This is a genomic window from Pseudomonadota bacterium (assembly GCA_030860485.1).
Taxonomy (GTDB): Bacteria; Pseudomonadota; Gammaproteobacteria; order JACCXJ01; family JACCXJ01; genus JACCXJ01.
The window spans coordinates 1-21,363 of sequence record JALZID010000285.1 but is presented as its reverse complement, the minus strand read 5'-3'; the positions used below and the strand labels follow the sequence as shown (position 1 = coordinate 21,363).

16 protein-coding genes and 4 pseudogenes are annotated in these 21,363 nt (G+C 65.2%); 14 read left to right on the top strand and 6 right to left on the bottom strand.

Annotated elements, in window-relative coordinates:
• The 4 genes from M3461_17620 to M3461_17605 all read left to right on the top strand — a co-directional run.
• On the top strand, window positions 1–796 hold a 796-nt coding region (locus M3461_17620), incomplete at its 5' end, for an alpha/beta hydrolase (GenBank protein ID MDQ3776036.1).
• Window positions 797–814: 18 nt separating this feature from the next.
• Window positions 815–1,123 (top strand): hypothetical protein, encoded by a 309-nt coding sequence (locus M3461_17615; protein ID MDQ3776035.1) that lies wholly within the window; start codon window positions 815–817, stop codon window positions 1,121–1,123.
• Window positions 1,124–1,187: 64 nt separating this feature from the next.
• On the top strand, window positions 1,188–1,724 hold the full coding sequence (locus M3461_17610; protein ID MDQ3776034.1) for a hypothetical protein: 537 nt from the start codon (window positions 1,188–1,190) through the stop codon (window positions 1,722–1,724).
• A 31-nt stretch (window positions 1,725–1,755) separates the two neighbouring features.
• A complete protein-coding gene (locus M3461_17605) occupies window positions 1,756–2,151 on the top strand; it encodes a hypothetical protein (GenBank protein ID MDQ3776033.1) in 396 nt (131 codons plus the stop codon).
• Window positions 2,152–2,929: 778 nt separating this feature from the next.
• Here M3461_17605 and M3461_17600 read toward each other — a convergent pair.
• A pseudogene (locus M3461_17600) lies at window positions 2,930–3,025 on the bottom strand (oxidoreductase).
• A gap of 81 nt (window positions 3,026–3,106) precedes the next feature.
• A pseudogene (locus tag M3461_17595) lies at window positions 3,107–3,837 on the bottom strand (transposase).
• Window positions 3,838–3,982: 145 nt separating this feature from the next.
• On the opposite strand from M3461_17595, the gene M3461_17590 reads away from it, so the two are divergent.
• The 4 genes and pseudogenes from M3461_17590 to M3461_17575 all read left to right on the top strand — a co-directional run bounded on the left by M3461_17590 (window position 3,983) and on the right by M3461_17575 (window position 8,542).
• On the top strand, window positions 3,983–5,854 hold the full coding sequence (locus M3461_17590) for a transketolase (GenBank protein MDQ3776032.1): 1,872 nt from the start codon (window positions 3,983–3,985) through the stop codon (window positions 5,852–5,854).
• A 142-nt stretch (window positions 5,855–5,996) separates the two neighbouring features.
• Entirely contained in the window at window positions 5,997–7,016 is a 1,020-nt protein-coding gene (gene gnd, locus M3461_17585) for a decarboxylating 6-phosphogluconate dehydrogenase (protein ID MDQ3776031.1), read from the top strand.
• Window positions 7,013–8,372 (top strand): annotated as a pseudogene (zwf, locus tag M3461_17580) (glucose-6-phosphate dehydrogenase). The gene gnd and the pseudogene zwf overlap by 4 nt, the downstream one beginning before the upstream one ends.
• Window positions 8,351–8,542 (top strand): hypothetical protein, encoded by a 192-nt coding sequence (locus M3461_17575; GenBank protein MDQ3776030.1) that lies wholly within the window; start codon window positions 8,351–8,353, stop codon window positions 8,540–8,542. The pseudogene zwf and the gene M3461_17575 overlap by 22 nt, the downstream one beginning before the upstream one ends.
• Window positions 8,543–8,685: 143 nt before the next feature.
• Here M3461_17575 and M3461_17570 read toward each other — a convergent pair whose 3' ends face one another.
• The 3 genes from M3461_17570 to M3461_17560 form a co-directional block, all read right to left on the bottom strand.
• Window positions 8,686–10,833 carry an ATP-binding protein gene (locus tag M3461_17570; protein ID MDQ3776029.1) on the bottom strand — a complete coding sequence of 716 codons (2,148 nt, stop codon included), beginning with the start codon at window positions 10,831–10,833 and terminating at the stop codon, window positions 8,686–8,688.
• Window positions 10,833–11,894 (bottom strand): 5-methyltetrahydropteroyltriglutamate--homocysteine methyltransferase, encoded by a 1,062-nt coding sequence (locus M3461_17565; GenBank protein ID MDQ3776028.1) that lies wholly within the window; start codon window positions 11,892–11,894, stop codon window positions 10,833–10,835. The genes M3461_17570 and M3461_17565 overlap by 1 nt, the downstream gene beginning before the upstream one ends.
• 430 nt (window positions 11,895–12,324) lie before the next feature.
• Entirely contained in the window at window positions 12,325–13,671 is a 1,347-nt protein-coding gene (locus tag M3461_17560) for a cyclopropane-fatty-acyl-phospholipid synthase family protein (GenBank protein MDQ3776027.1), read from the bottom strand.
• A gap of 271 nt (window positions 13,672–13,942) precedes the next feature.
• Here M3461_17560 and M3461_17555 point away from each other — a divergent pair, with 271 nt between their 5' ends.
• Window positions 13,943–14,173, top strand: a complete 231-nt coding sequence (locus tag M3461_17555) for a hypothetical protein (protein MDQ3776026.1) — start codon at window positions 13,943–13,945, stop codon at window positions 14,171–14,173.
• Between the two features lie 109 nt (window positions 14,174–14,282).
• On the opposite strand, the gene M3461_17550 is transcribed toward M3461_17555, so the two are convergent.
• The gene (locus M3461_17550) at window positions 14,283–14,840 is read right to left on the bottom strand and encodes a CHRD domain-containing protein (GenBank protein MDQ3776025.1); all 558 of its coding nucleotides are present in this window, start codon (window positions 14,838–14,840) and stop codon (window positions 14,283–14,285) included.
• Between the two features lie 775 nt (window positions 14,841–15,615).
• Between M3461_17550 and M3461_17545 the strand changes: the two genes are divergently transcribed.
• The 5 genes and pseudogenes from M3461_17545 (at window position 15,616) to M3461_17525 (ending at window position 21,362) form a co-directional block, all read left to right on the top strand.
• Window positions 15,616–15,846, top strand: coding sequence for a hypothetical protein (locus tag M3461_17545; protein MDQ3776024.1), 231 nt, complete (start codon window positions 15,616–15,618; stop codon window positions 15,844–15,846).
• A complete protein-coding gene (locus M3461_17540; GenBank protein MDQ3776023.1) occupies window positions 15,843–16,157 on the top strand; it encodes a type II toxin-antitoxin system VapC family toxin in 315 nt (104 codons plus the stop codon). Before M3461_17545 ends, M3461_17540 begins: the two co-directional genes overlap by 4 nt.
• Window positions 16,158–16,349: 192 nt before the next feature.
• A complete protein-coding gene (locus M3461_17535) occupies window positions 16,350–17,297 on the top strand; it encodes a homocysteine S-methyltransferase family protein (GenBank protein ID MDQ3776022.1) in 948 nt (315 codons plus the stop codon).
• Window positions 17,298–17,402: 105 nt separating this feature from the next.
• A pseudogene (locus M3461_17530) lies at window positions 17,403–17,539 on the top strand (transcriptional regulator).
• Window positions 17,540–18,848: 1,309 nt separating this feature from the next.
• Window positions 18,849–21,362 (top strand): hypothetical protein, encoded by a 2,514-nt coding sequence (locus M3461_17525; protein MDQ3776021.1) that lies wholly within the window; start codon window positions 18,849–18,851, stop codon window positions 21,360–21,362.
• The last annotated feature ends 1 nt before the right edge of the window (window position 21,363 follow it).

Here is a 21,363-nt window from a genome sequence, read left to right as displayed (position 1 = left end):
ACTTATCGGCGTCTCGACCGCGGTGTTGGAAGGCGGCGATGGCCCGCCGCTCATCCTGCTGCATGGCCCAGGAGGTTATGCGGCGCACTGGATGCGGGTGATCCCGGGACTCGTGGCAACGCATCGCGTAGTCGCGCCCGATCTTCCGGGTCACGGCGCATCGGAGGTCGGTGATGCTCCGCTGGACGCCGAACGCGTGTTGGCGTGGCTCGGCGAACTGATCGAGCAGACCTGCGCGTCGCCGCCCACGCTCGTCGGTCAACTGCTCGGCGGCGCAATCGCCGCGCGCTTCGCGCTCAAGCACGCCGGCCGGGTGAGCCGGCTGGTGCTGATCGACACGTTCGGTCTGACACCGTTCGACCCAGCGCCTGAATTCGGACTCGCGATAAACGACTACCTTGCGCAACCGACCGAGCACACGCACGAGCGCCTGTGGCGGCATTGCGCATTCGATCTCGACGGTTTGCGCCGACGCATGGGTCAGCGCTGGGAGCCATTCGCTGCGTACAACCTCGACCGCGCTCGCATGCCGAGCGCGCAGGGTGCTTTTCACGCGCTCATGCAGCAGTTCGGGCTGCCGGCGATGGCGCCGGCCGACCTCGCGCGAATCGCCGTTCCCGTCAATCTGATCTGGGGACGTCACGACCGCGGAACGCCGCTAACGATCGCCGAGGCCGCGAGCGCCCGTTACCGCTGGCCGCTGCACGTGATCGACAACGCCAGCGACGACCCGCCCATCGAACAGCCCGAAGCGCTGCTGCATGCGTTGCGCACCGCGCTCGCGCTTGACCGGTAGTGCAAAGCAGGAAGCCGTGTGAAGGCACCGCTCCGCTCTTTCATCTTTCACAAGGAAATTCCCATGAACGCTATTTTTGCAATCTCAGAGTCCGCCACGAATCGGCAACCCAAAGCCTGGCCGATCGGGAAACGAGCCGGCGGCGCGATCGTCGCAACCCTTGTCCTGTTTGGCGCACGCGGTGCGCATGCCGACGCGGTCACGGATTGGAACGCCATCATGGAGACGACGGTCATGGAGGCGACGCCGGACCCGTTTCTCCGGATACGCTCGGGCACGCCGTCAATTCGATCGTCGGCGACTACGAGCCCTATCTCGGGACCGTGACCGCGCCACACGGCGCATCGCCGCAAGCGGCGGCATCGCCGCGGCGCATCGCACGCTGGCGTCATTGCATCCGGAACGCGCAACGGATCTCGACGCAAGACGTGCCGCGTCGCTGGCGCAGGTTGCGGACGGCCAGGCGAAGACCGACGGCATCGCGGTCGGCGAGGCGGCGGCGCTGGCAGTGCTCGCCAAGCGCGCGGACGACGGCTCGAACACCGACACGTCCTATACACCGGGAACCGAGCCGGGCCAGTACCGACCGACGCCGCCCGACTTCACGCCCGCGTTCCGGCCGGGTCTGGGCCAGGTGACGCCGTTCGGCATCAGGCACGGCTCGCAGTTCCGCCTCAGTCCGCCGCCCGCGCTGCGCAGCGGCAGGTACGCGCGCGACTACAACGAGGTGAAGAGGATCGGTGATGTGGACAGCAGCGACCGTCCGCAGGACCGGACCGACGTCGCGCGCTTCTACGAAGTCGCCGAAGCCGAGCAATACCCTTCGGCGGCGCGCCAGGTTAGCCAGGCGCAAGGCAAGACGCTCACGGAAACGCGCGCATCTTCGCGTTGCTCGGGATCGCGATCTTCGACGCCGCGGTCGCGGTGACACCAAGTACTTCTACAACTTTTGGCGTCCGGTGACGGCCATCCAGGCCGGCGACAAGGACGGCAACCGCAAGACCGATGTCGACGCGAACTGGATGCCGCTGGTTTTCACGCCGCCGTTTCCGAGCTATCCGTCGGGGGCCGCCGGCTTCGGCGCCGCGGCGCGGCGCGTGCTCGAGCGCATGTTCGGCACGCATGGCCACTCCATCACGCTGACGCACCCGCTGGTGCCCGACGTGGTGCTGCACTACACGAGCTGGAAGCAGATCACCGACGATGTCGATGACGCGCGCATGTTCGGCGGCGTGCACTACCGCTTCGACCAGGAGGGCGCAGCGCGCCAGGGCCGACAGGTTGGAAGGTACATCCTTCGGCATCTGCTGCGTCCCTTGCACGAGCGCGACGGCCATCCGAGCCTCGATCAATGAAGGAGCGGTAGTATGAATTTTCGACCGCGATCCCCAGTGTGGAAGCATGTCCATTGACGAATAGGTACAGCGATGCCCGAGTCGTGACATCAACGCACGAAAGGATGCAAATGGATATGGCCACATTCGTGGACGGAATCGTCGCCGCGATGCAAGCGCTTTGTCTCGAATTTCTTGCCCTGGGGGCGCTCGACTTCAGCGCGAAAACCGCAGACTCGCCGCCTTCAGCGCACGCGTTTGGCGCAACGGTATTCCCCTCGTTGGACTCCGCTCCATTTCTTGAAGGCGCGATGGTAAAGCGCTCGCCTCCTGGAAGTCGAGCAAGCCGCAGATCTCGGCGATGCTCAGTGCGCTGCTGGACAGATGGTAGATGGCCGCGTGGCGCTACAGCTCGTCCTTGATCCCCTGGTAGCTCGTTCCCTCGGAGACGAGTCGCCGGCGTATGTGGTGGGCGCCACGTGGAACTCTCCGCAACCTCCTCCAGCACCGGCCAGTCTGGCGAGCCGATATTGTCGTGTAGTTGCCGGCTCAGTCGCGCCGTCCAACTGTCTTCATTCTTGTACTTGCGGAAGACCGATTGTGGCGCGTACCCATTGCAGCCAGTCGAAATCGAGAAGAGCAGTCGTTCGCCGAAGCCTCAGGTCGGAGATGAGCAGCGAGCCAGTCGTGCGATGTTTTGCGCGGGGGGCTTCGATCCTCGATAGGCGAGCACAGTGGGCTCCCGCCATCGGTCACCTGGAACAAAAGTTTGATAGGGACCAGTCGCGCAGAGAAGGGTTCACGCCAGGTAGCCACCGTTCACGTCGAGCACGGAACCTGTGATGAAGCTCGCCGAAGGACCCGCCAAAAAGAGAATGCCGGCTGCCACTTCCTGGACCCGAGTTGGACGACGCGGCATCCGTGCCGAGAGGATGAGGAGAAGCGCTTGATCCGTCGGGCCCGGATGGCTGGCTTGGGGTGGTACGCGTGCGGCCGGTGGCAAGCCGCGCGTGGCCGGTGCTTCGGCTGTATTCTTCTCAAGATGGTCGAGGATGGTCTTGATAACGGCCGGGTCTTCGATGCTGGCGATGATCTTCACCATCCCGCCGCAGGGTTCATAGGTCGATGTTGAAGACGCGCTTCAAGCGTTTGGCCCAGCTCATCGCGGCGTGACGCTCGGCGGGTGATTTGTCCGTTTGCTTGCTGTCGGGCTGGCCACGCTTGGCCGGCGTCACCTGCGCCCGCCAGTCGCTGTTGGGCGCGAACACCCCGTGGAACCGGGTGAGATGCACCCGCGGCTTCGGAACAAGACCGCCAGCCTGGCGATGAAATCCGGCGGCTCGAACACGACGTGGGTAGTACCGTCGCGATAGCGTTTTCAGAACGCCTTGCGTCCTTGCCTTTGGACCGAGCGCGATGCGGTAGGTGATGGAATGCCCCCGCAAGGGGTCCATCGCCGTCTCCTCCTCGCCCTCGGCGATGTTGAGGTAGCTGTGCTCGCCGTCGCGCACCAACCATCCTTGTCGTTCCAGATACCGGCCCACGCGCTTGCTGATGCGCTGGACCAGCGCCTCGAGCACGGCCCGCGTTGGCGGTGTGGCCCGCCGAAAGCGCAGGCCGGCCAGCCTCGATGACGTACCCGCCGTCGAGAAATTGTTTATTGCTTGGGCATGTAAAGTGGACGTTGAGATTCAGGGCAAAGCGCTGAGGACTCGGATGTTTGACAACTCACTAGCCCAGCAGTACCGTCTTGACGAAGCGGCCAGGCAGCCCCGATCCGGTTCACGTTCTTCTGGCCCGCGGTCGACCGCTGGGAAGGCCTCGGTTTCGCGATCAACGTGGAGGGCACCCCATGGCGGGCTGGAACCTCGATCTCAACGCGGCCCTCGCGCGCCAGCTGCGCGCCGACTCGATCCGCTGCTCGACGGCCGCGGGCTCCGGCCATCCGACGTCGTCGCTGTCGGCCGCCGATCTGATGGCCGTTCTCCTCACCGGCCATCTTCGCTACGACTGGGCGAAGCCGAAGGACCCCGCGAATGATCACCTGATCTTCAGCAAGGGCCACGCCTCGCCACTGAACTACGCGCTCTTCCGCGCGGCCGGTGCGATCACCGACGACGAGCTCATGACGTTCCGCAAGCTCGGAAGCCGCCTCGAAGGCCATCCCACGCCGGTGCTCCCGTGGATCGACGTCGCCACCGGGTCGCTCGGCCAGGGTCTGCCGATCGCCGTCGGGGTCGCCCTTGCAGGCAAGCGCGTGCTCGCGGCGCCCTACCACGTGTGGACGCTCACGGGCGACAGCGAGCTCGCGGAGGGCTCGATCTGGGAGGGGCTCGACCATGCGGGTCACGAGCGCCTCTCCAACTTCACCGCGATCTTCGACGTCAACCGGCTCGGGCAGCGCGGCCCGACCGAGCTCGAGTGGGACCTCGACGCCTACACCGCGCGGGTGAAGGCGTTCGGCTGCGATCCGATCGTGATCGATGGCCACGATCTCGCGGCGATCGATGATGCGTTCGCCCGCGCGCGGAACGGCGAGCGGCCGACCGTGATCGTTGCCAAGACCGTGAAGGGCAGGGGCGTGTCGTTGCTCGAGGACAAGGAAGGCTGGCACGGCAAGGCACTCGACGGGCAGCAGGCGAAGCAAGCGCTCGCGGAACTCGGTGACGTCCCATCGCGCACCTTCCCGACATTGAAGCCCGATCCCTGGCAGGCGCCGAAGCGGCCGGTGCCACGGAAGCCCGAATGGAAAACGTACAGCGAGCCGCTCGCGACCCGGAAGGCGTATGGCGAGGCGCTCGCGGCGCTCGGCGCGGCGCGCAGCGACGTGGTTGTGCTCGACGGGGAGGTCAGCAACTCGACGCACGCGGAGGACTTCAAGCAGACGGCGGCCGATCGCTTCTTCGAGATGTACATCGCCGAGCAGCAGATGGTCGCGGCCGCCGTCGGCATGCAGGTCGTCGGGCTCGTCCCGTTCGCATCGACGTTCGCCGCGTTCATGACCCGCGCGTTCGACTTCGTCCGCATGGCGGCGATCTCGCGCGCGAGCATCCGCCTGTGCGGCTCGCACGCCGGCGTCTCCATCGGCGAGGACGGTCCATCGCAGATGGCCCTCGAGGACCTCGCGATGATGCGCGCCGTCCATGGCAGCACGGTCCTCTACCCGTGCGACGCGAACCAGACCGCGCGCCTCGTCGGTCTGATGGTCGAGCGCGAAGGCATCAGCTACCTCCGCACGACACGCGAGAAGACGCCGATCCTCTACACCGACCGTCTCGACGAGTTCCGCGTCGGCGGGAGCCGCATCGTGCGTGGCGGAGAGCCGGGCGACGCAGTCGCCGTGATCACGGCGGGCATCACCGTCCACGAGGCAATCAAGGCCGCCGATCAGCTGAAGGCGGCGATCAAGGTCCGGGTGATCGACGTGTACTCGGTGAAGCCGATCGATGCTGTCGCTCTCGTGGACGCGGTGCGAGCCACCGGCGGGCGACTCTGCGTCGTGGAGGACCACTGGGCCGAGGGTGGGCTCGGCGACGCGGCGCTGGCGGCGCTCGCCGAGACCGGTGTCGCGGGTGAGATCGTGGGCTTCCGGCATCTCGCCGTGCGCGCCATGCCAGGATCGGGCAAACCCGCCGAGCTCCTCGACGCGGCGGGGATCTCCGCCAGGCACATCGTCGACGCCATCCGGGAGCTCGCGGGCTCCGGGCCAGGTCGTCACCGTTGACGAATCGGATCGCCCTCGCCCCGTCCATCCTCTCGGCCGACTTCGCGCGCCCAGCTAGGCGACCCGCCGGCGTCCGGGCCGGAATGGAGCGTCTGCGGGCGAGCGTCGGCGGGTGCCACGAACCTCTCTGAGGAAGATGACGATGCAAGTCGGCATGATCGGTCTCGGGCGCATGGGCGCCAACATGGTGCGGCGCTTCATGCGTGGTGGTCATCAGGGCGTGGTGCACGATGTCTCGCAGGATGCGGTGCAGGCGCTGGCCCGGGAGGGCGCCGACGGCGTCGCGTCGCTGGACGATCTTGCCGCTCGCCTCGTGAAGCCACGGATCGTCTGGCTCATGGTGCCGGCAGCGGTCGTCGACGCCACGCTCGATGAGCTCGTTCCGCGGCTCGCCGAGGGCGACATCGTGGTCGACGGCGGCAATTCCTACTACCGTGACGACATCAAGCGCGCCAAGCGGCTCGCGGCCCGTGGCCTCCACTACGTGGACTGCGGGACGAGCGGCGGCGTGTGGGGTCTCGATCGTGGCTACTGCCTCATGATCGGCGGCGAGCCCGGGGTCGTGCGAAGTCTCGACCCGCTCTTCGCGACGCTCGCCCCCGGTCTCGGCGCGGCGGAGCGAACGCCCTGGCGCGAGCACCGGGCCGGCACGGCGGAGCAGGGCTACCTCCACTGCGGCCCGAACGGCGCGGGTCACTTCGTGAAGATGGTGCACAACGGCATCGAGTACGGGCTGATGGCCGCCTATGCCGAGGGCCTCAACATCCTGCGGCATGCCAGCGTCGGCACCCGCGCCCGGGCCGCGGATGCCGAGACGGCGCCGCTCCGGCATCCCGAATACTACCAGTACGACGTGGACCTCGCCGACGTCGCCGAGGTATGGCGCCGGGGCAGCGTGATCGCCTCGTGGCTCCTGGACCTGACGGCTGCCGCGCTCGCGAGCGATCCGACACTCGAGCGCTTCGGCGGACGCGTGTCGGACTCGGGCGAGGGGCGCTGGACGCTCGACGCGGCAATCGACGAGGGTGTGCCCGCGCACGTCCTGGCGGCCGCCCTGTTCGAGCGCTTCGCCTCGCGAGGCGAGGGCGATTTCCAGGACCGACTGCTCTCCGCCATGCGGCTCGGGTTCGGCGGCCACCTGGAGAAAGGGCCGGGCGCGTGAACGCGCCGCGTTCGGACGGCCTCGTCATCTTCGGGGCGAGCGGCGACCTCGCCTACAAGAAGATATTCCCTGCGCTGCAGGCGATGATGCGGCGCGGACATCTCGACATCCCCGTCGTCGGGGTCGCGAGATCGGACTGGACCTTGGAGCAGTTTCGGGCGCGTGTCCGGGAGAGCGTCGGGCGGCACGGCGGGGTCGACGAGGCGGCCTTCACGAAGCTCCGCGAGTGCCTGCGCTACGTCAGCGGAGAGTACGGCGATCCGGCCACGTTCGCTGCGCTCCGCGAGGAGCTCGGCGGGGTGACACGTCCCGTGCACTATCTCGCGATCCCACCCAGCCTGTTCCCGACCGTGATCGAGGGGCTCGGGCGATCCAAGTGCGCGCGAGACGCGCGCGTAGTCCTGGAGAAGCCCTTCGGCCGCGACCTTCCCTCGGCGCAGGCGCTGAACGCAACCCTGCATCGCATCTTCGACGAGCCGTCCATCTTCCGCATCGACCACTACCTCGGGAAGGAGCCCGTGCAGAATCTCCTCCTCTTCCGCTTCGCGAACACGTTCCTCGAGCCGATCTGGAACCGCAACTACGTCGAGAGCGTGCAGATCACGATGGCCGAAAGCTTCGGGGTCGAGGGGCGCGGCAGCTTCTACGAGGAGGCAGGCGCGATCCGCGACGTGATCCAGAACCACATGCTGCAGATCGTCGGTTTCCTTGCCATGGAGCCACCGTCGAGCACCTACCCGGAGTCGATCCGGGACGAGCAGGTGAAGGTCTTCCGGATGATCCGCCCGCTCAGCCCGACGGACTTGGTGCGGGGCCAGTTCCGCGGCTACCGCAGGGAGAAGGGCGTGGCCCCGGACTCTGCGGTCGAGACCTTCGCGGCTGTGCGACTGCGCATCGAGTCCTGGTGCTGGGACGGCGTGCCGTTCTTCATCCGGGCGGGCAAGTGCCTCGGGACCACCACCACTGAAGTGCTCGTCACGCTGCGACGGCTCCCGCTCAGCAAGCTCTGCCCGAACGAGACGAATTACTTCCGCTTCCGGCTGAGCCCGGACGTGACGATCGCGATCGGGGCGCGTGTGAAGCGCTCCGGGGAGCAGATGGAGACCGAGGACGGAACTCAAGGTGGTCCACCATGCAGACGCGCAGGAGATGGACGCCTATGAGCGCCTGCTCGGCGAAGCGATGGAGGGCGATCCGACGCTCTTCGCGCGCGAGGACGCCGTCGAGGCCGCGTGGGCGGTGGTCCAACCCATCCTCGGGTCGCCGACGTCGGTGTACGAGCCCGGGAGCTGGGGGCCGCCGGACGCGGGGATGCTCACGGCGGAGATCGGTGGATGGCACAGCCCGGCGTACTGACCAACCCGCGACCGCGCCATCCAAGGGTGCTCGTGATCGACGTCGGCGGGACCCATGTGAAGGTGCTGGCGACCGGGCACCGGACGCCGCGCGAGATCCCGTCCGGCCCCGCGATGACGCCGCTCCTCGACAACGACCGGGTGGCCGCGGACCTGACGAGGGCGGATTAGGACGGCCGTCCGTAATCCGCCACATCGAATTACATCGAATATCAATCCACTTCTTGCCAATTCGTCGCCTATGCCGCGGATCGCGGCGCCGCCTTTAGGCAGGGAGGGTGCACGGACGCGCCGTTCGGGTGGCTCGGGTTGGTCTAAGCAAGCAGTTTCTGCAGGGTAGCAAACTCGACCGGCTTCGTCATGTGATGATCGAAACCCGCTTCCTTGGAGCGGCGACGATCCTCCTCCTGGCCCCAGCCGGTCACGGCGACCAACACCATGTCAGTACCACCATCCTGCTCTCTGATCCGGCGAGCCGCCTCGTAGCCGTTCAGCTTCGGCAGGCCGAGGTCCAGGAGGACCACCTCCGGTTGGAACACGGCCGCCGCTCCTACGGCTTCCAGGCCGTCGTGAGCCGTGTGGACCTCGTTGCCCATCATGCGCAATAGCATCCCCAGGCTGTCGGCAACATCCCGGTTGTCATCCACGACCAGGATGCGGCGCCTGGCAGGCGCAGTGCCCTTCTCGCCGTCGCATGCCGCCCCTTGTGGTCCTTGGGCCTTGATCTCCGCGACCGCGAGGCGCACGACGAATTCACTGCCCTTGCCAGGGCCGTCACTGCGGGCCTCGACGGTGCCGCCGTGCATCTCGACCAATCGTTGCACCAAGGTCAAGCCGATGCCGAGTCCGCCCTCGGAGCGCTCCGAGGAACGGTCCACCTGCGTGAACATGTCGAAGATGCGGGGCAGCGTCTCTGTCGGAATGCCGATACCGGTGTCCTTGACACGGATCAGCACATGGTCGCTCTGCCGCTCGGCGACCACCCAAATGCGACCGCCCTGGTCCATGTACTTGGCAGCATTGTTTAGTAGGTTCGATAGCACTTGCGCCATCCGGGTCGGATCCGCTTCGATCTGGATCGGCTCTCGTGGGATCGTGACCGTGAGTCCGTGCCCCCATTTCTCGATGAGCGGGCGGCTGGCTTCGACGGCGCTATTCACCACCACCGCCAGCTCGACCCGCTCCTTGCGGAGCTCGATCTTGCCTTTGGTGATGCGGGACACGTCCAAGAGGTCATCCACCAGCCGGGTCATCTGGTGTACCTGCCGGTCGATCACCTCCGTGGCCCATTGCAATTCCGGTACGGACAGACCCTTGGCACGATAGATTTGCACCGCATTGCGGATCGGGGCCAGCGGGTTGCGGAGCTCGTGGGCCAGTATCGCCAGGAACTCGTCCTTGCGGCGGTCGGACTCCTTGAGCGCCGACAAAAGCCTCGCATTCTCGATAGCGATAACGGTACGGTGGGCGAGGTCTTCTGCAGCGGCCAGATCGGTGGCGTCGTATACCCGACCTGATTCCGCCGTTACGAACGTGAGCGCGCCGAGTGTTCTCGCTCGTGAACGGAGCGGGGCACAAATCAAGGACTTCAAGCCCAACTGCCGGAGGATCCGCAGATGGTCCTCGTCCTGGGCCAACTCCACCAGCAGCGAGTCCGGGATCATCGCCACCCACTCCGGCTCGCCCGTGCGCAGCACCTTCATGACGCCGTGGGGGTCGGAAGGCCGAGGGGGATAACGGCGGAAGAGTTCGTGGGCCAGTTGCAGCTTGGCGGGATCGCTGTGCGTGACCGCGAGCCGCCGCAACGAGCCATCGGCTTCCTGCATATCCGCGGCGCACCAGTCTGCAAAGAAAGGTACGGCAAGACCGGCGACCTTATGCAGCGTGCTTTTGTAGTCCGTCAATTCGGCCAGAGCGGCGCTGGCGTCGGCGAGGAAGCGGGTGGTCCGCTCGGCCTGCTTGCTGGCCGTGATGTCTCGAAAGCTCCAGACGCGGCCCACGTTCCGCTCATCGACGAACTGAATCCTTGAGAATCGCTCGACGACTCTTCCATCAGCGAGCTCCAAAAGGTCATAGCTTTCTGGCGGCGAAGACGCGTAAATGTCCTCAATCCTCGCAAGGAACTGCCGGGGATGCTTGACGTAATGGCAAGCGACTTCCTGCAGTTGTCGGTGTTCCTCGGAGTCCATGACCTCGCGGGGCATCCGCCACATCTCCACGAACTTCTCGTTGAAGCCCGTCACCTTGCCGCCGCCGTCCGTCACCAGGATCGCGTCGGTGGTGGATTCGAGGGTCGCGCGCATCATCGCGAGAGAGCGGGCGAGCTCTTGGGTCTTCAGCTCCAACGCTTCCTTCGCCCGGACGAGCTCCTCCTCGGCAAGCTGTCGTGCGAGGAGGATACTCTGGGCGTTCTGCAAGGCGACGGAGCGCAGCAGCGGTTCCTCGTCATCTCTCGGCTCCATCAGCCGCCTCCGATCCTATCCGCCGCCAGCGCGGTGCCGAGCACGCGCGCCCGGATCTTTTCGAACGCGGTGTCGCGACTGGTCGAAGTATCGTCGAAAAAGGGTGAGAAACCGCAGTCGTCGGTTGTGCCCAGTTGCTCCACCGGAATGTACCCGGCCGCTTCGAGGATTCGGTCTCGAATCTCCTCGGGCGTCTCGACCTTCGGCTCGATCGGCGCGACGACACCGATAAAAATCCGGTGATCCGGCTTGACGTGCTCCCGGATGATCTTGAGGACGCGGACCCGATCCTTCTCGCCCGCGAGCGCGATGTAGAAGTTGCCGACTTTCAGCTCGAACAAGCTGGGCAACAACTCGGCGTAATCGACATCCGCACTGTGGGTCGAATCGCGGTCACCGCCGGGGCAGGTGTGCACGCCGATGCGCTGGCGGTCCTCTGCGGAGAATCGCGACAGAGCGAGGTTGTTCAAATCGATGAAGCTGTGCAGGAGATGCCCGGCTGGATCGATCTTGACCGCAAGCCGCCCTTCCGTGAAGTCGATCTGAACCCTATGCGCGCCCTTTCGCAGACAATTGCGGATCTCGGTCTCGTGCTCATGCAGCAGATCCTGGATGAACTCCTCGCGAGAATAGCGGGGAATTTCGTCGGCCGGATACATCAGGCTCAAGGCCGACGGTGAGATGACCGCCTGCTTCAATGGCACGTGGGCATAGCGCATGGCCACGTCCAGGTAACTGTCCGCATGCCTCTTGTAACGGAAAGGGCCGCCAGTCAGGCGCAGCATCCGGCGCACGTGACCGGCCGCGAACGGGATCTTGAAGCCGTCCGGGGCCGTGTTCGGCAGCCCGTGCACGCAGTACGTCCAGAAATTGTGGTACTTTCTTTGCTCGCCGTCGGTGATCACCGGCGAGCCCGTAGCCTCGAACCGCTCGATGGTGCCTCGGATCGCTTCTTCATAAAGCGGATCCAATGCCGGGTCGGTGCCGTCTCGTGTCGTGACCGCCTCGATCAGCCCGAGAGGTCTTGGGATACTCCCGATCGGCTCGGTTGGGATTGTCATACGGATGACTCGTTGTTACCCCGTTTGGAGTGCCGAGGACGCAACGCCTGCTCCGGTTTTGCGCCCACCCTGTCTTTGCCGTCGAAAGCCAGGGCCAGGGAGGGCCCTGCCGGGCGCGTCGAGGGTGCAACGCTTAGCGTGCGCAAATCCGGGCCCCTCGGGCAAACGGTGCTCGCCCTTACGCCCCTGGCATCCCGCTCGCCTTCAACCTATCGGTGGGCGATGTTACTCGCCCGTTTCTATGAAAGCCAGGCCTAGCGATGGGCCGGCTTGGCGCGCCGAGAATGCAAGTCGTCCCGCTCCTCTGCCCCGCTGTGGCGCCGATGCGGATCATCGCTTTCGTGACCGATGTGGGTTCCATTCCGCGTATTCTCGCCTCCTCTAGGCCGGAGAGCGTCAATGAGGCGCTTCACGAGCACGAGCCAGGGCATCATCTACGACCCGGCGCCGGCGTACTGACCGTAACGCCGGACACCGGTGGGACCGGGACCGGACCGTTCTCATAAAGATGCCGCCGTGACGCGGGGAGATCGTTGTTTCCCGGACGGCTGAAGAGCACTTGGAAGAGCTGCAACCAACCGGTCTCGAATGCCGCGAGGGAGGCAGAGAGGTACAAGAACCAGGTTCGCATGAAAACCTCCCCGTAGCGGCCCTGCACCGCCTCGGCGTGTGTCTCATAACGGCTGAGCCAATCGTGCAGCGTCTTGACGTAGTGCGAGCGCAGGTTCTCCACGTCGAGGACCGAGAAACCATGGGGCTCGAAGACCTCGAGTAGCTCGCGCAGGGTGGGCGGATAGGCGCCCGGGAAGATGTGCCTTTGCGCCCAGCCGTTCATCGGGACAGGCGCGTTCCTCCCGATACATTGGATGAGGCCGCGGCCGTTCGGCGCGAGACACCGACCGATCACGTCCCCGAGCGCGGCATAGCGGTGTTTTCCCACGTGCTCCAGCATGCCGATGGACACGAAAGCGTCGTAGCGGCCGCGGATGTTCCGGTAATCGTCTTCGATAAAGGTGACCTGCGCCTCCAGTCCCTCCTCCTCGAGGCGTGTGCGCGCATGGGCCAGCTGCTCCTTGGACACGTTGTAGGCCGTGACCTTTACGCCGTAATGCCGGGCCATGAGGAAGGCCAGTCCGCCGAAGCCGCAACCGGCCTCCACGACGGTTTCACCCGGGCGCAGTCTGAGCTTGCGACACAGATAATGGGCCTTGGCGCGCTGCGCCTCTTCCAGGGACAGCGCCGGCTCGGGATAATAGGCGCAGGTGTACTGCATGGTGTCCCGGTCCAGCCATAGGCGATAGAAGTCGTTGCCGAGATCGTAATGATGGCGGACCCGGGCGGCGTCCTCCTCGCGGGCGTATCGCTCCCATAAGGGGGGGAGGGACGAGCGGGGCAGCCGATCGAAGAAACCGGCCTGGCGCGCCGTGAGGGATCGATTGACCTCGGCCATGGCCTCTGCGAGATCCCCCTCTACCTCGACCTCCCGCCTGCCGTAGAGATCGCCGAATCGCGACGCCGCGTTCCAGCAAAGCCCTAGGAGCGCGCGGCGACTCTTGACAGTGACGCGAAACCGGACCGGGGCGCGCGGCGGGGCCAGCTCGTCGCCGTCCCAGAGGACGACCGCGCAGCCCGGGTCTCCCAGGCGCGCCAGGGCCAGGCGCACGAGCATCCGATCGAGCGCGGTGACGGCCCCGGCCCTCGCCTCGCATTGGCGATCGACCGGGTAACGGTCGAGTCGTTCGACCTCGCCCCTCGAGATGTCTTGCCCCTGTGCCACGTCTTTGACTCCCTCTCCCCGCCGGGCCAGTGTAGTGGATCTGGCCCGCCGAGCGGCGCCCCACGGGCATGCGGTCTGGGTCGCGGAAGACGCGTCCCGGGCCGTGCAGTGCGCCTCGCTCACTCGTCCGCGCGGTGATGGGATCTCATTATCTTATCGCGGGGCCTGGCCGCCCCAGGGATGCGGGTTACGCTTGATACGAGCCATGCGCCTGGTGTTTCCCTCAAGGAAAGCTATCGTTATGATAGCAGTCAGTCGGGAGGGACCGAGCATGTCACAGTTGCTGGTACGGGATCTGGCCCCGGAGACGATCGAAAGACTCAAGGAGCAAGCCAAGCAGCAGGGGCGCTCCCTACAAGCGGAGGTGAAGCGCATCCTCGAGCAGGCAGTCAAGTTTTCTGCGGGAGAGGCGCGTGGGGCAGCGGCGAGATGGAGTGAGCACTTGGCCGGCCGGGTGGTGAGCGATAGTACCGATCTCGTTCGTGAGGATCGCGACCGTTGAGCCGCTGGGTTGTGGACGCGAGCGCTCCTTTCTTGAATCCGATTCTCGCTACGAGCGGCTTTTCCGACGCATCGGTCTCCCCCGCGCAGGCGCTCCACCTGCTTCCGGGCTAGTCGTCGTGATCGTCGTGCGCCCGGATCTGTCCTCGCACCTCGCCGCCGGGGAATGTGGTCGAATGGACGTTGGCGTAGGTGTTTCCGCTGCGAATCGCTCGGATCAGCTCACGGAATTCTCCTGTACCCAGTCCCTGCGCCCTGGCTCCTTCCGTGGCGGGGATGTTCGGGCTGACGTCGGCCGCTGCGATCGTTCCCGTGATGGTAGCCGGCGATGCAGGGCAAGCCTGGATTCCCGCCGGGCCATTGCCGAGGTTCGTGCAAAGGAAGACGGTGATGCCCCCATTCACACCGGTCTGGCCGAAATGAATGTGGGCCTGCTGCACTGCTGCTTCCAAGTTCCTGTAGGTGAGCGTCCAGTCGATTGAGTTTCCGTCCTCGGACACCAGTGCACGGAAACTGCCTCTGGCAACCGTCGAGATGGAAGGCACCTCCTGAAATCCGTGCAGATTGGTGCGCAGCCGCGAGCCATCAAAGGTGCTGGCCACCGTGGTGAGAGCCAGCCCCGCCAGGACAAAGATTCCGATCGCTGCCAAAGAGAATCTCTTTCTCATGTTTCCTCCTCGATTGTGGCTTGCGCGCAGATGAGGGACACCTCCTGAGCCCACGAACCTTTGCAGTCGCTGTGACCCGACCGGGGCTTCCCGATGACTCCCGGTGGGCGCGGAGTGTACAGTGAACGTCCACGCCATTGCAAGTGATATCTTCGCCAACCAACCGCGCTGGCGGGAAAACGGGTCCGGGATTCAAATGGGATGCTTCACATTGATCGTTGTGACATCGATGCTACTGCCAAGGATAGCTACAGGAGACCCCTTTATTGTCTAGTTTGATGCAATTGGGGTCACTGCCGGGTTGATGTCAATAGTGGCTTGAGTAATGTATCACCGGCGGGGATACCACGAGGCTCGCCGTGTAGGTCCTCGCGAACCCACGCCCCGAGCGGGGTGACGGCGTCCGTTCCTCGCCTCCCCTTGGTGATCGACTTGGCGAATCGACCAGGTAACCGTCGAGTCGTTCGACCTCGCCCCTCGAGATGTCTTGCCCCTGTGCCACGTCTTTGACTCCCCGTCCCCGCCGGGCCGGTGTAGTGGATCTGGGCCGCCGGGCGGCGCCCCACGGGCATGCGGTCTGGGTCGCGGACGACGCGTCCCGGGCCGTGCAGCGGGCCTCGCTTACTCGCCCGCGCCGTAATGGGATCTCATGATCTCATCGCGGGGCCTGGACACCCCAGAGATGCGGGTTACGCTCGTACCGAGCCATGCGCCTGGTGTTTCCCCCCCATGGAATGCTATCGTTATGATAGCAGTCAGTCGGGAGGAACCGAGCATGTCACAGTTGCTGGTACGGGATCTGGCCCCGGAGACGATCGAAAGGCTCAAGGAGCAAGCCAAGCAGGAGGGGCGCTCCCTGCAAGCGGAGGTGAAGCGCATCCTCGAGCAGGCAGTCAAATTTTCTGCGGGCGAGGCGCGTGGGGCAGCGGCGAGATGGCGTGAGCACTTGGCCGGCCGGGTGCTGAGTGATAGTGCCGATCTCGTCCGTGAGGACCGCGACCGTTGAGCCGCTGGGTTGTGGACGCGAGTGTCGCGGTCAAGTGGTTTCTCCCCGAGGTTCACAGCGATGAGGCGGTTCGCCTCCTTCGGGATGACTACCTGCTATTCGCGCCGGACCTCATCTGGGCTGAGTTTGGCAATGTGCTCTGGAAGAAGTGGCGCCAGAGGGAGATCGAAGCGGACGTGGCGCGGCGGATCCTCGAGGACTTCCGGCGGTTTCCTCTCCAGGTGCGTTCCTCGGACACCCTGCTTGCGACCGCTTGGGCAATTGCGGAAGAACTCCACCAAACGATGTACGACAGTCTCTACCTCTCTTAGCGGAAAGTAAAGGCTATCGACTCGTGACCGCCGACCATAGATTTTACAACAGTCTGAAAGATAGTCGATTAAGACCTATGCTTCTAAGGGTCGAGGACCTACCATCATGAGTCCTCATTGGGCCCATCGGTCCGAAGCGAGTCGCCACGCTTTCACCGCTGAGCGGCGACATTCATCGAAGGAGGCTTCGCCATGAATCGCAAGCTACCGCAACTCCAAGGCGGCTGGTTTCTCACCGACGGCGGAATCGAGACCTCGCTGATCTACGACGACGGGCTCGAGCTGCCCGAGTTCGCTTCGTTCGTCCTGCTCGACGATGTCGAAGGCCGCGCGGCCCTGGCGCGCTACTTCAGGCGCTACCTCGACATCGCCGCCGGCGCGAACGGTGCGGGATTCATCCTCGAAAGCCCGACCTGGCGCGCCAGCCCCGATTGGGGCGCGAAGATCGGTTACGACGCCGACTCAATCCGCCGCGTCAACGGCAAAGCTATCGCATTGATGCGCGAGCTGCGCGACGAGTACAAGGCGCGAATCGGCGGGCCGATCGTGATCAGCGGCTGCGTCGGGCCACGCGGCGACGGCTACGTCGCCGGTCATCCGATGAGCGGCGACGATGCGATGCACTATCATTTGCCGCAAGCGCGTGCGCTCGCCGATGCAGGCGCCGAGGTGATCACCGCGATCACGATGACGACCAGCGGCGAAGCGATCGGCGTCGTCCGCGCGGCGCGCGAAGTCGGGTTGCCTTGCGCGATTTCGTTCACCGTCGAAACCGACGGCAGGCTGCCGAGCGGCGAGAGCTTGCGCGAGGCGATCAAAGGTGTCGATGACGCGACCCTTCGCGGGCCGGCCTACTACATGATCAACTGCGCGCACCCGACGCACTTCGAATCGGTGCTCGCGGACGGCGGGCCATGGGCCGCGCGCATCAACGGCCTGCGTGCCAACGCGTCGACGAAGAGCCACGCCGAGCTGGACGCGGCGACCGAACTCGACGCCGGCGATCCGACCGACCTGGGGCGTAGCTACCGCCGCTTGCGCACGCCGCTGCCGAAGCTCAATGTGCTCGGCGGCTGCTGCGGCACCGACCAGCACCATGTCGCGGCGATCTGCGCGGCTTGGCAGGAGCAGCGCGCATGAGCGCGGATCACAGCTTCGACACGCTGCTCGATCCCGCATCGAACAGCTCGCGGCGCGTCTTCCTCGCGTTGCCGGCGATAGGTGTGGCTGCCGCGTTCTACCGGCCAGGCCGTGTTGGCATCCGTGTTGAGTACCAGCTTGCCCACGCTCCGTCAGTGGGAGATCGGCGATAAGCATCCAAGCGGCCCCTCTCTGAAGTTGCCGATCTGCTCGGCCGCAAAGGCCTGGAAGCGCTCATCTAATCAGCGGTTTGCCCGCGTGGCTGCGGATATCGAAGGGATTTACCAGGCCCTTCACCGATCTCTCAATGGCGCCGCGCGGGGAGCTGTGAATTATCACTAACAAGTGGGCCGTGTAAGAGATAATGGCGCTTCCAAAAATAACACCGCGCGGTCTGGCGCGCCGTTGACTCCGTTCCATGCAAGGTCAACTCTTTACCCTCGATTTCCTCACCCGCGGAATCCTCGACACCGATCCGTGGCGAACCTGCGACGATGCCGCACTCGATGGCTTCATTGCCGCACTGCGCAGGGTTTACGGCAGTCTTGCCGCCGATTCGACGCTCAACGAAGGGCAAACCGAGGACGAACTGATCGGGCCCATTCTTGATTTGCTGGGCTGGGGCGGCTCCTGGTTGTCGCAGGTCAATCTCTCCGAATCCGGGCGCGACGACGTGCTCGATTTTTTGCTTTTCCCCGACGCCGGCGCCAAGGCCCGCGCGCTCAAGGAACGCAGCGACGACCGCCGCACCCGCCACGGAATCGCCCTGCTGGAAGCCAAGCGTTGGATGCGTGCGCTCGACCGCACCGACGCCAGCAGAGTGGGCACCACGAAACGGCGCGACTTCGGCGCACCCTCATCGCAGATGCTGCGCTACCTGTCGCGCGCGGAGGTGATGAGCGACCGCGCGATCAAGTGGGGCCTGCTCACGAACGGCGCAATGTGGCGACTCTACTGGCAGGACGCGCGCTCGCGGGCGGAGGAATTTTTCGAGCTGGACGTGGCGTCCCTACTCGAAATCCCCGGCACTCATCTGGCGCTGGACGAGCTCGATTCCCGGCGCGGCCTGAAACTGTTCCGGCTGCTGTTCCATCGCGAAGCTTTCCTTCCCCAGTCCTGGGATGGCGAGAGGCGCAGCTACCACGCCATCGCCCTCACTGAAGCGCGGCGCTACGAGGAGACCGTCTCGCACAAGTTGGGCGAGCGGGTGTTCGCCGAAGTGTTCCCCGAGCTTGCCAACGCGCTGGCCGCGAGCGACCTCCACGCGAACAAGGACGGCGACGGTTGCTACACCCGCGCCTATCTCGATGAGCTGCGCGAAGCCGCGCTGGTGCTGCTCTACCGCCTGCTCTTCGTGCTCTACGCCGAGGACCGCGCGCTGCTGCCCGTGCGCGATGCACGCTACCAGGACTACAGCCTCACCGCGCTGCGCGACCAGATCGCGGACAAGCGTGACAACGGACGTGGGTTCTCCGGAACCGCCAGCAACTACTGGTCGCGGCTCGACAACCTTATATCAGTATCATTGCCGACGGCGACGACGCGGTGGGCATGCCAGCCTACAACGGCGGCCTGTTCGAGCGCAGCCGTGCACCTATCCTCACCCGTGTGCGAGTGGCGGACGCGAAGCTCGCGCCGGTCATCGACGCCCTCTCCCGCCGCACCGAGGACATCCGCAAGCCGCGCATCAACTACCGCGACCTCTCCGTTTCGCATCTGGGCGGTATCTACGAGCGTCTGCTCGAATTCACTCTCGTCCAGGAGAAAACCGGCGCGACCATCGTCGCCCGACCAGCGAGTTTCGCCCGCAAGGTGAGCGGCAGCTACTACACCCACGACGACCTGGTGCGCCTCATCCTCGATGAGTCCGTGGGGCGGCTGGTGGACGAGCGCGCCAACGCCTTCGAAGCACTCATCAAGCGCTATCGCAAGAAGAGCGCCCTCAAACCCTACGAGTGGGATGCGCTGGCCGTGGCCGATACCGCCGCGCAACTGCTGGAACTGAAGATCTGCGACCCGGCCATGGGCAGCGGCCACTTTCTGGTCGCGCTGGTGGATTACCTGGCCGACCGCGTACTGGTCGCCATGCAGGATGCCGATGACAAGGCCAACGCTGCGCCCTGGGCCGCTCATCTGGTCGAACGGGGCCGGCCCTATGCCTCGCCCGTGGTGATGCGGCTGGCCGACATCCGCCGCCGCATACTCGCGACCGGCCGCGAACACAAGTGGGCGCTGGACGAGCGGCAACTGGACGACCGCCACATCGTGCGCCGCATGATCCTGAAGAAGGTCATCTTCGGCGTGGACAAGAACCCCATGGCCGTGGAGCTGGCCAAGGTCGCCCTCTGGCTGCACACATTCACGGTCGGTGCGCCGCTATCCTTCCTCGATCACCACTTGAAGTGCGGTGATTCGCTGCACGGCGAGAAGCTGGAGACGGTGCGCGCCGGCATGAGCGCGCTCGGCACGCTGTTCCAGGAGGCCGAACTGACGCGGCTCGAAGTCGCCGCCACGAGTCTCGAAGCCGTGGCCGAGCTCACCGACACCTCGATCGCTGAGGCGCACGAATCGAAGCGCCTCGCCGACGAAGCCGAAGGCCAGGTCGCGCCCATCCACGCCCTGCTCGATTTCTGGCGCACGCTGCGCTGGCTAGTCCCCGGCTGGCCGATTCAAAAGAAGAAAAAGATCGGGGACAAATCCCCGCTTTCCGCAGCGGAGCTCGCCATTGCCGAAATTTTCTCTGGCCGCTACAACCTCTCCGGCGTCATGGTTGAAGGGCGCATCGAGGGCGATGGTCCCGACGTGCGCGCCGCCAACGACTTGCTCGCCCGCGCCGTGGCACTGGCCAAACGCGAGCGCTTCTTCCATTGGTGGACTGCCTTTCCCACTGTCTGGCGCGCCGGCGGCGGCGGGTTCGACGCGGTGATTGGCAACCCACCGTGGGATCGCATCAAGCTGCAAGAGGTGGAGTGGTTCGCGGAGCGAGAACTGAACATCGCCAGGCAGGCCCGCGCCGTCGACCGCAAGCGCATGATCGACGACCTGCGGAAGAAGGGCGCGCCGCTGTCGCACGAGTATCTTGAAGCCAACGAGCGCGCCGAGAGCCAGGCCCGCGTGCTCCGCGACAGCGGCGACTATCCACTGCTGGGCGGCGGCGACGTGAATCTCTACAGCCTGTTTGTTGAGCGCGCCACCGCGCTCGCGCAGCCGCTGGGGCTCGTCGGCCTGCTCACGCCCAGCGGTATCGCCGCCGACAAGGGGGCGGCGGAATTCTTTCGCGGCATCTCCGCCACCGGGCGGCTGGCGGCGCTGCTGGATTTCGAGAACAAGAAAGTCTTTTTCCCCGACATTCACGCCAGTTTTAAATTCTGCGCCCTGGTCTTCGGCGGCGAGGCGAGGCGCTTCGAGACCGCGAAGTGCGCGTTCTTCCTGCACGCGCTGACGGAACTGGATGACCCCGAGCGCGTGCTGGCGCTATCCAGTGGCGATTTCGCCCGCGTCAGCCCCAACACCGGCGCCGCGCCGATCTTTCGCAGCAAACGCGACGCCGAACTCACCACCCGCATCTACGCCCATCATCCGGTCCTGGTGGACCGCTCGTCGGGCACGGAGAAGAAAGTCTGGCCGGTGCGCTACGTGACGATGTTCCACATGACAAACGACTCGGACAAGTTTCTCACCCGCGCCGAACTGGAGAAGCGGGGCTGGAAACCGGCGCCACTCAATCGCTGGGCCAAGGGCAAGGCGGAGGCGGTGCCGCTGTATGAAGGCAAGATGGTGCAGATGTATGACCACCGCGCGGCGGACGTGGTAGTGAACGCGGCGAATCTGCATCGGGCGGCGCAGCAGGAGGCGATCCCCGAAGCGCAGAAAGTTAATGCGGACCGCCTGCCGCAGTCACAGTTTTACGTAGTTGAAGACTTGGTTCGCCCGGTCAATTCACTAACGAGGCTCCGCCTCAGACCGACGAGGTGTATGTCGTGGGTCCGGCGTGTGGTGCATAATGGAAGGAGAGGCTCCGGTTCGACGGTGAAGAACTGCACGCAGTTCTTGCCAATGATGTAGG

Bases quoted from the DNA above. Each gene is read 5' to 3' on its own strand.
- M3461_17590 (MDQ3776032.1), top strand. From the start codon at position 3,983: ATGGCGGGCTGGAACCTCGATCTCAACGCGGCCCTCGCGCGCCAGCTG.
- gnd (MDQ3776031.1), top strand. From the start codon at position 5,997: ATGCAAGTCGGCATGATCGGTCTCGGGCGCATGGGCGCCAACATGGTG.
- M3461_17575 (MDQ3776030.1), top strand. From the start codon at position 8,351: ATGGCACAGCCCGGCGTACTGACCAACCCGCGACCGCGCCATCCAAGG.
- M3461_17570 (MDQ3776029.1), bottom strand. From the start codon at position 10,833: ATGGAGCCGAGAGATGACGAGGAACCGCTGCTGCGCTCCGTCGCCTTG.
- M3461_17565 (MDQ3776028.1), bottom strand. From the start codon at position 11,894: ATGACAATCCCAACCGAGCCGATCGGGAGTATCCCAAGACCTCTCGGG.
- M3461_17555 (MDQ3776026.1), top strand. From the start codon at position 13,943: ATGTCACAGTTGCTGGTACGGGATCTGGCCCCGGAGACGATCGAAAGA.
- M3461_17550 (MDQ3776025.1), bottom strand. From the start codon at position 14,840: ATGAGAAAGAGATTCTCTTTGGCAGCGATCGGAATCTTTGTCCTGGCG.
- M3461_17545 (MDQ3776024.1), top strand. From the start codon at position 15,616: ATGTCACAGTTGCTGGTACGGGATCTGGCCCCGGAGACGATCGAAAGG.
- M3461_17535 (MDQ3776022.1), top strand. From the start codon at position 16,350: ATGAATCGCAAGCTACCGCAACTCCAAGGCGGCTGGTTTCTCACCGAC.
- M3461_17525 (MDQ3776021.1), top strand. From the start codon at position 18,849: ATGCCAGCCTACAACGGCGGCCTGTTCGAGCGCAGCCGTGCACCTATC.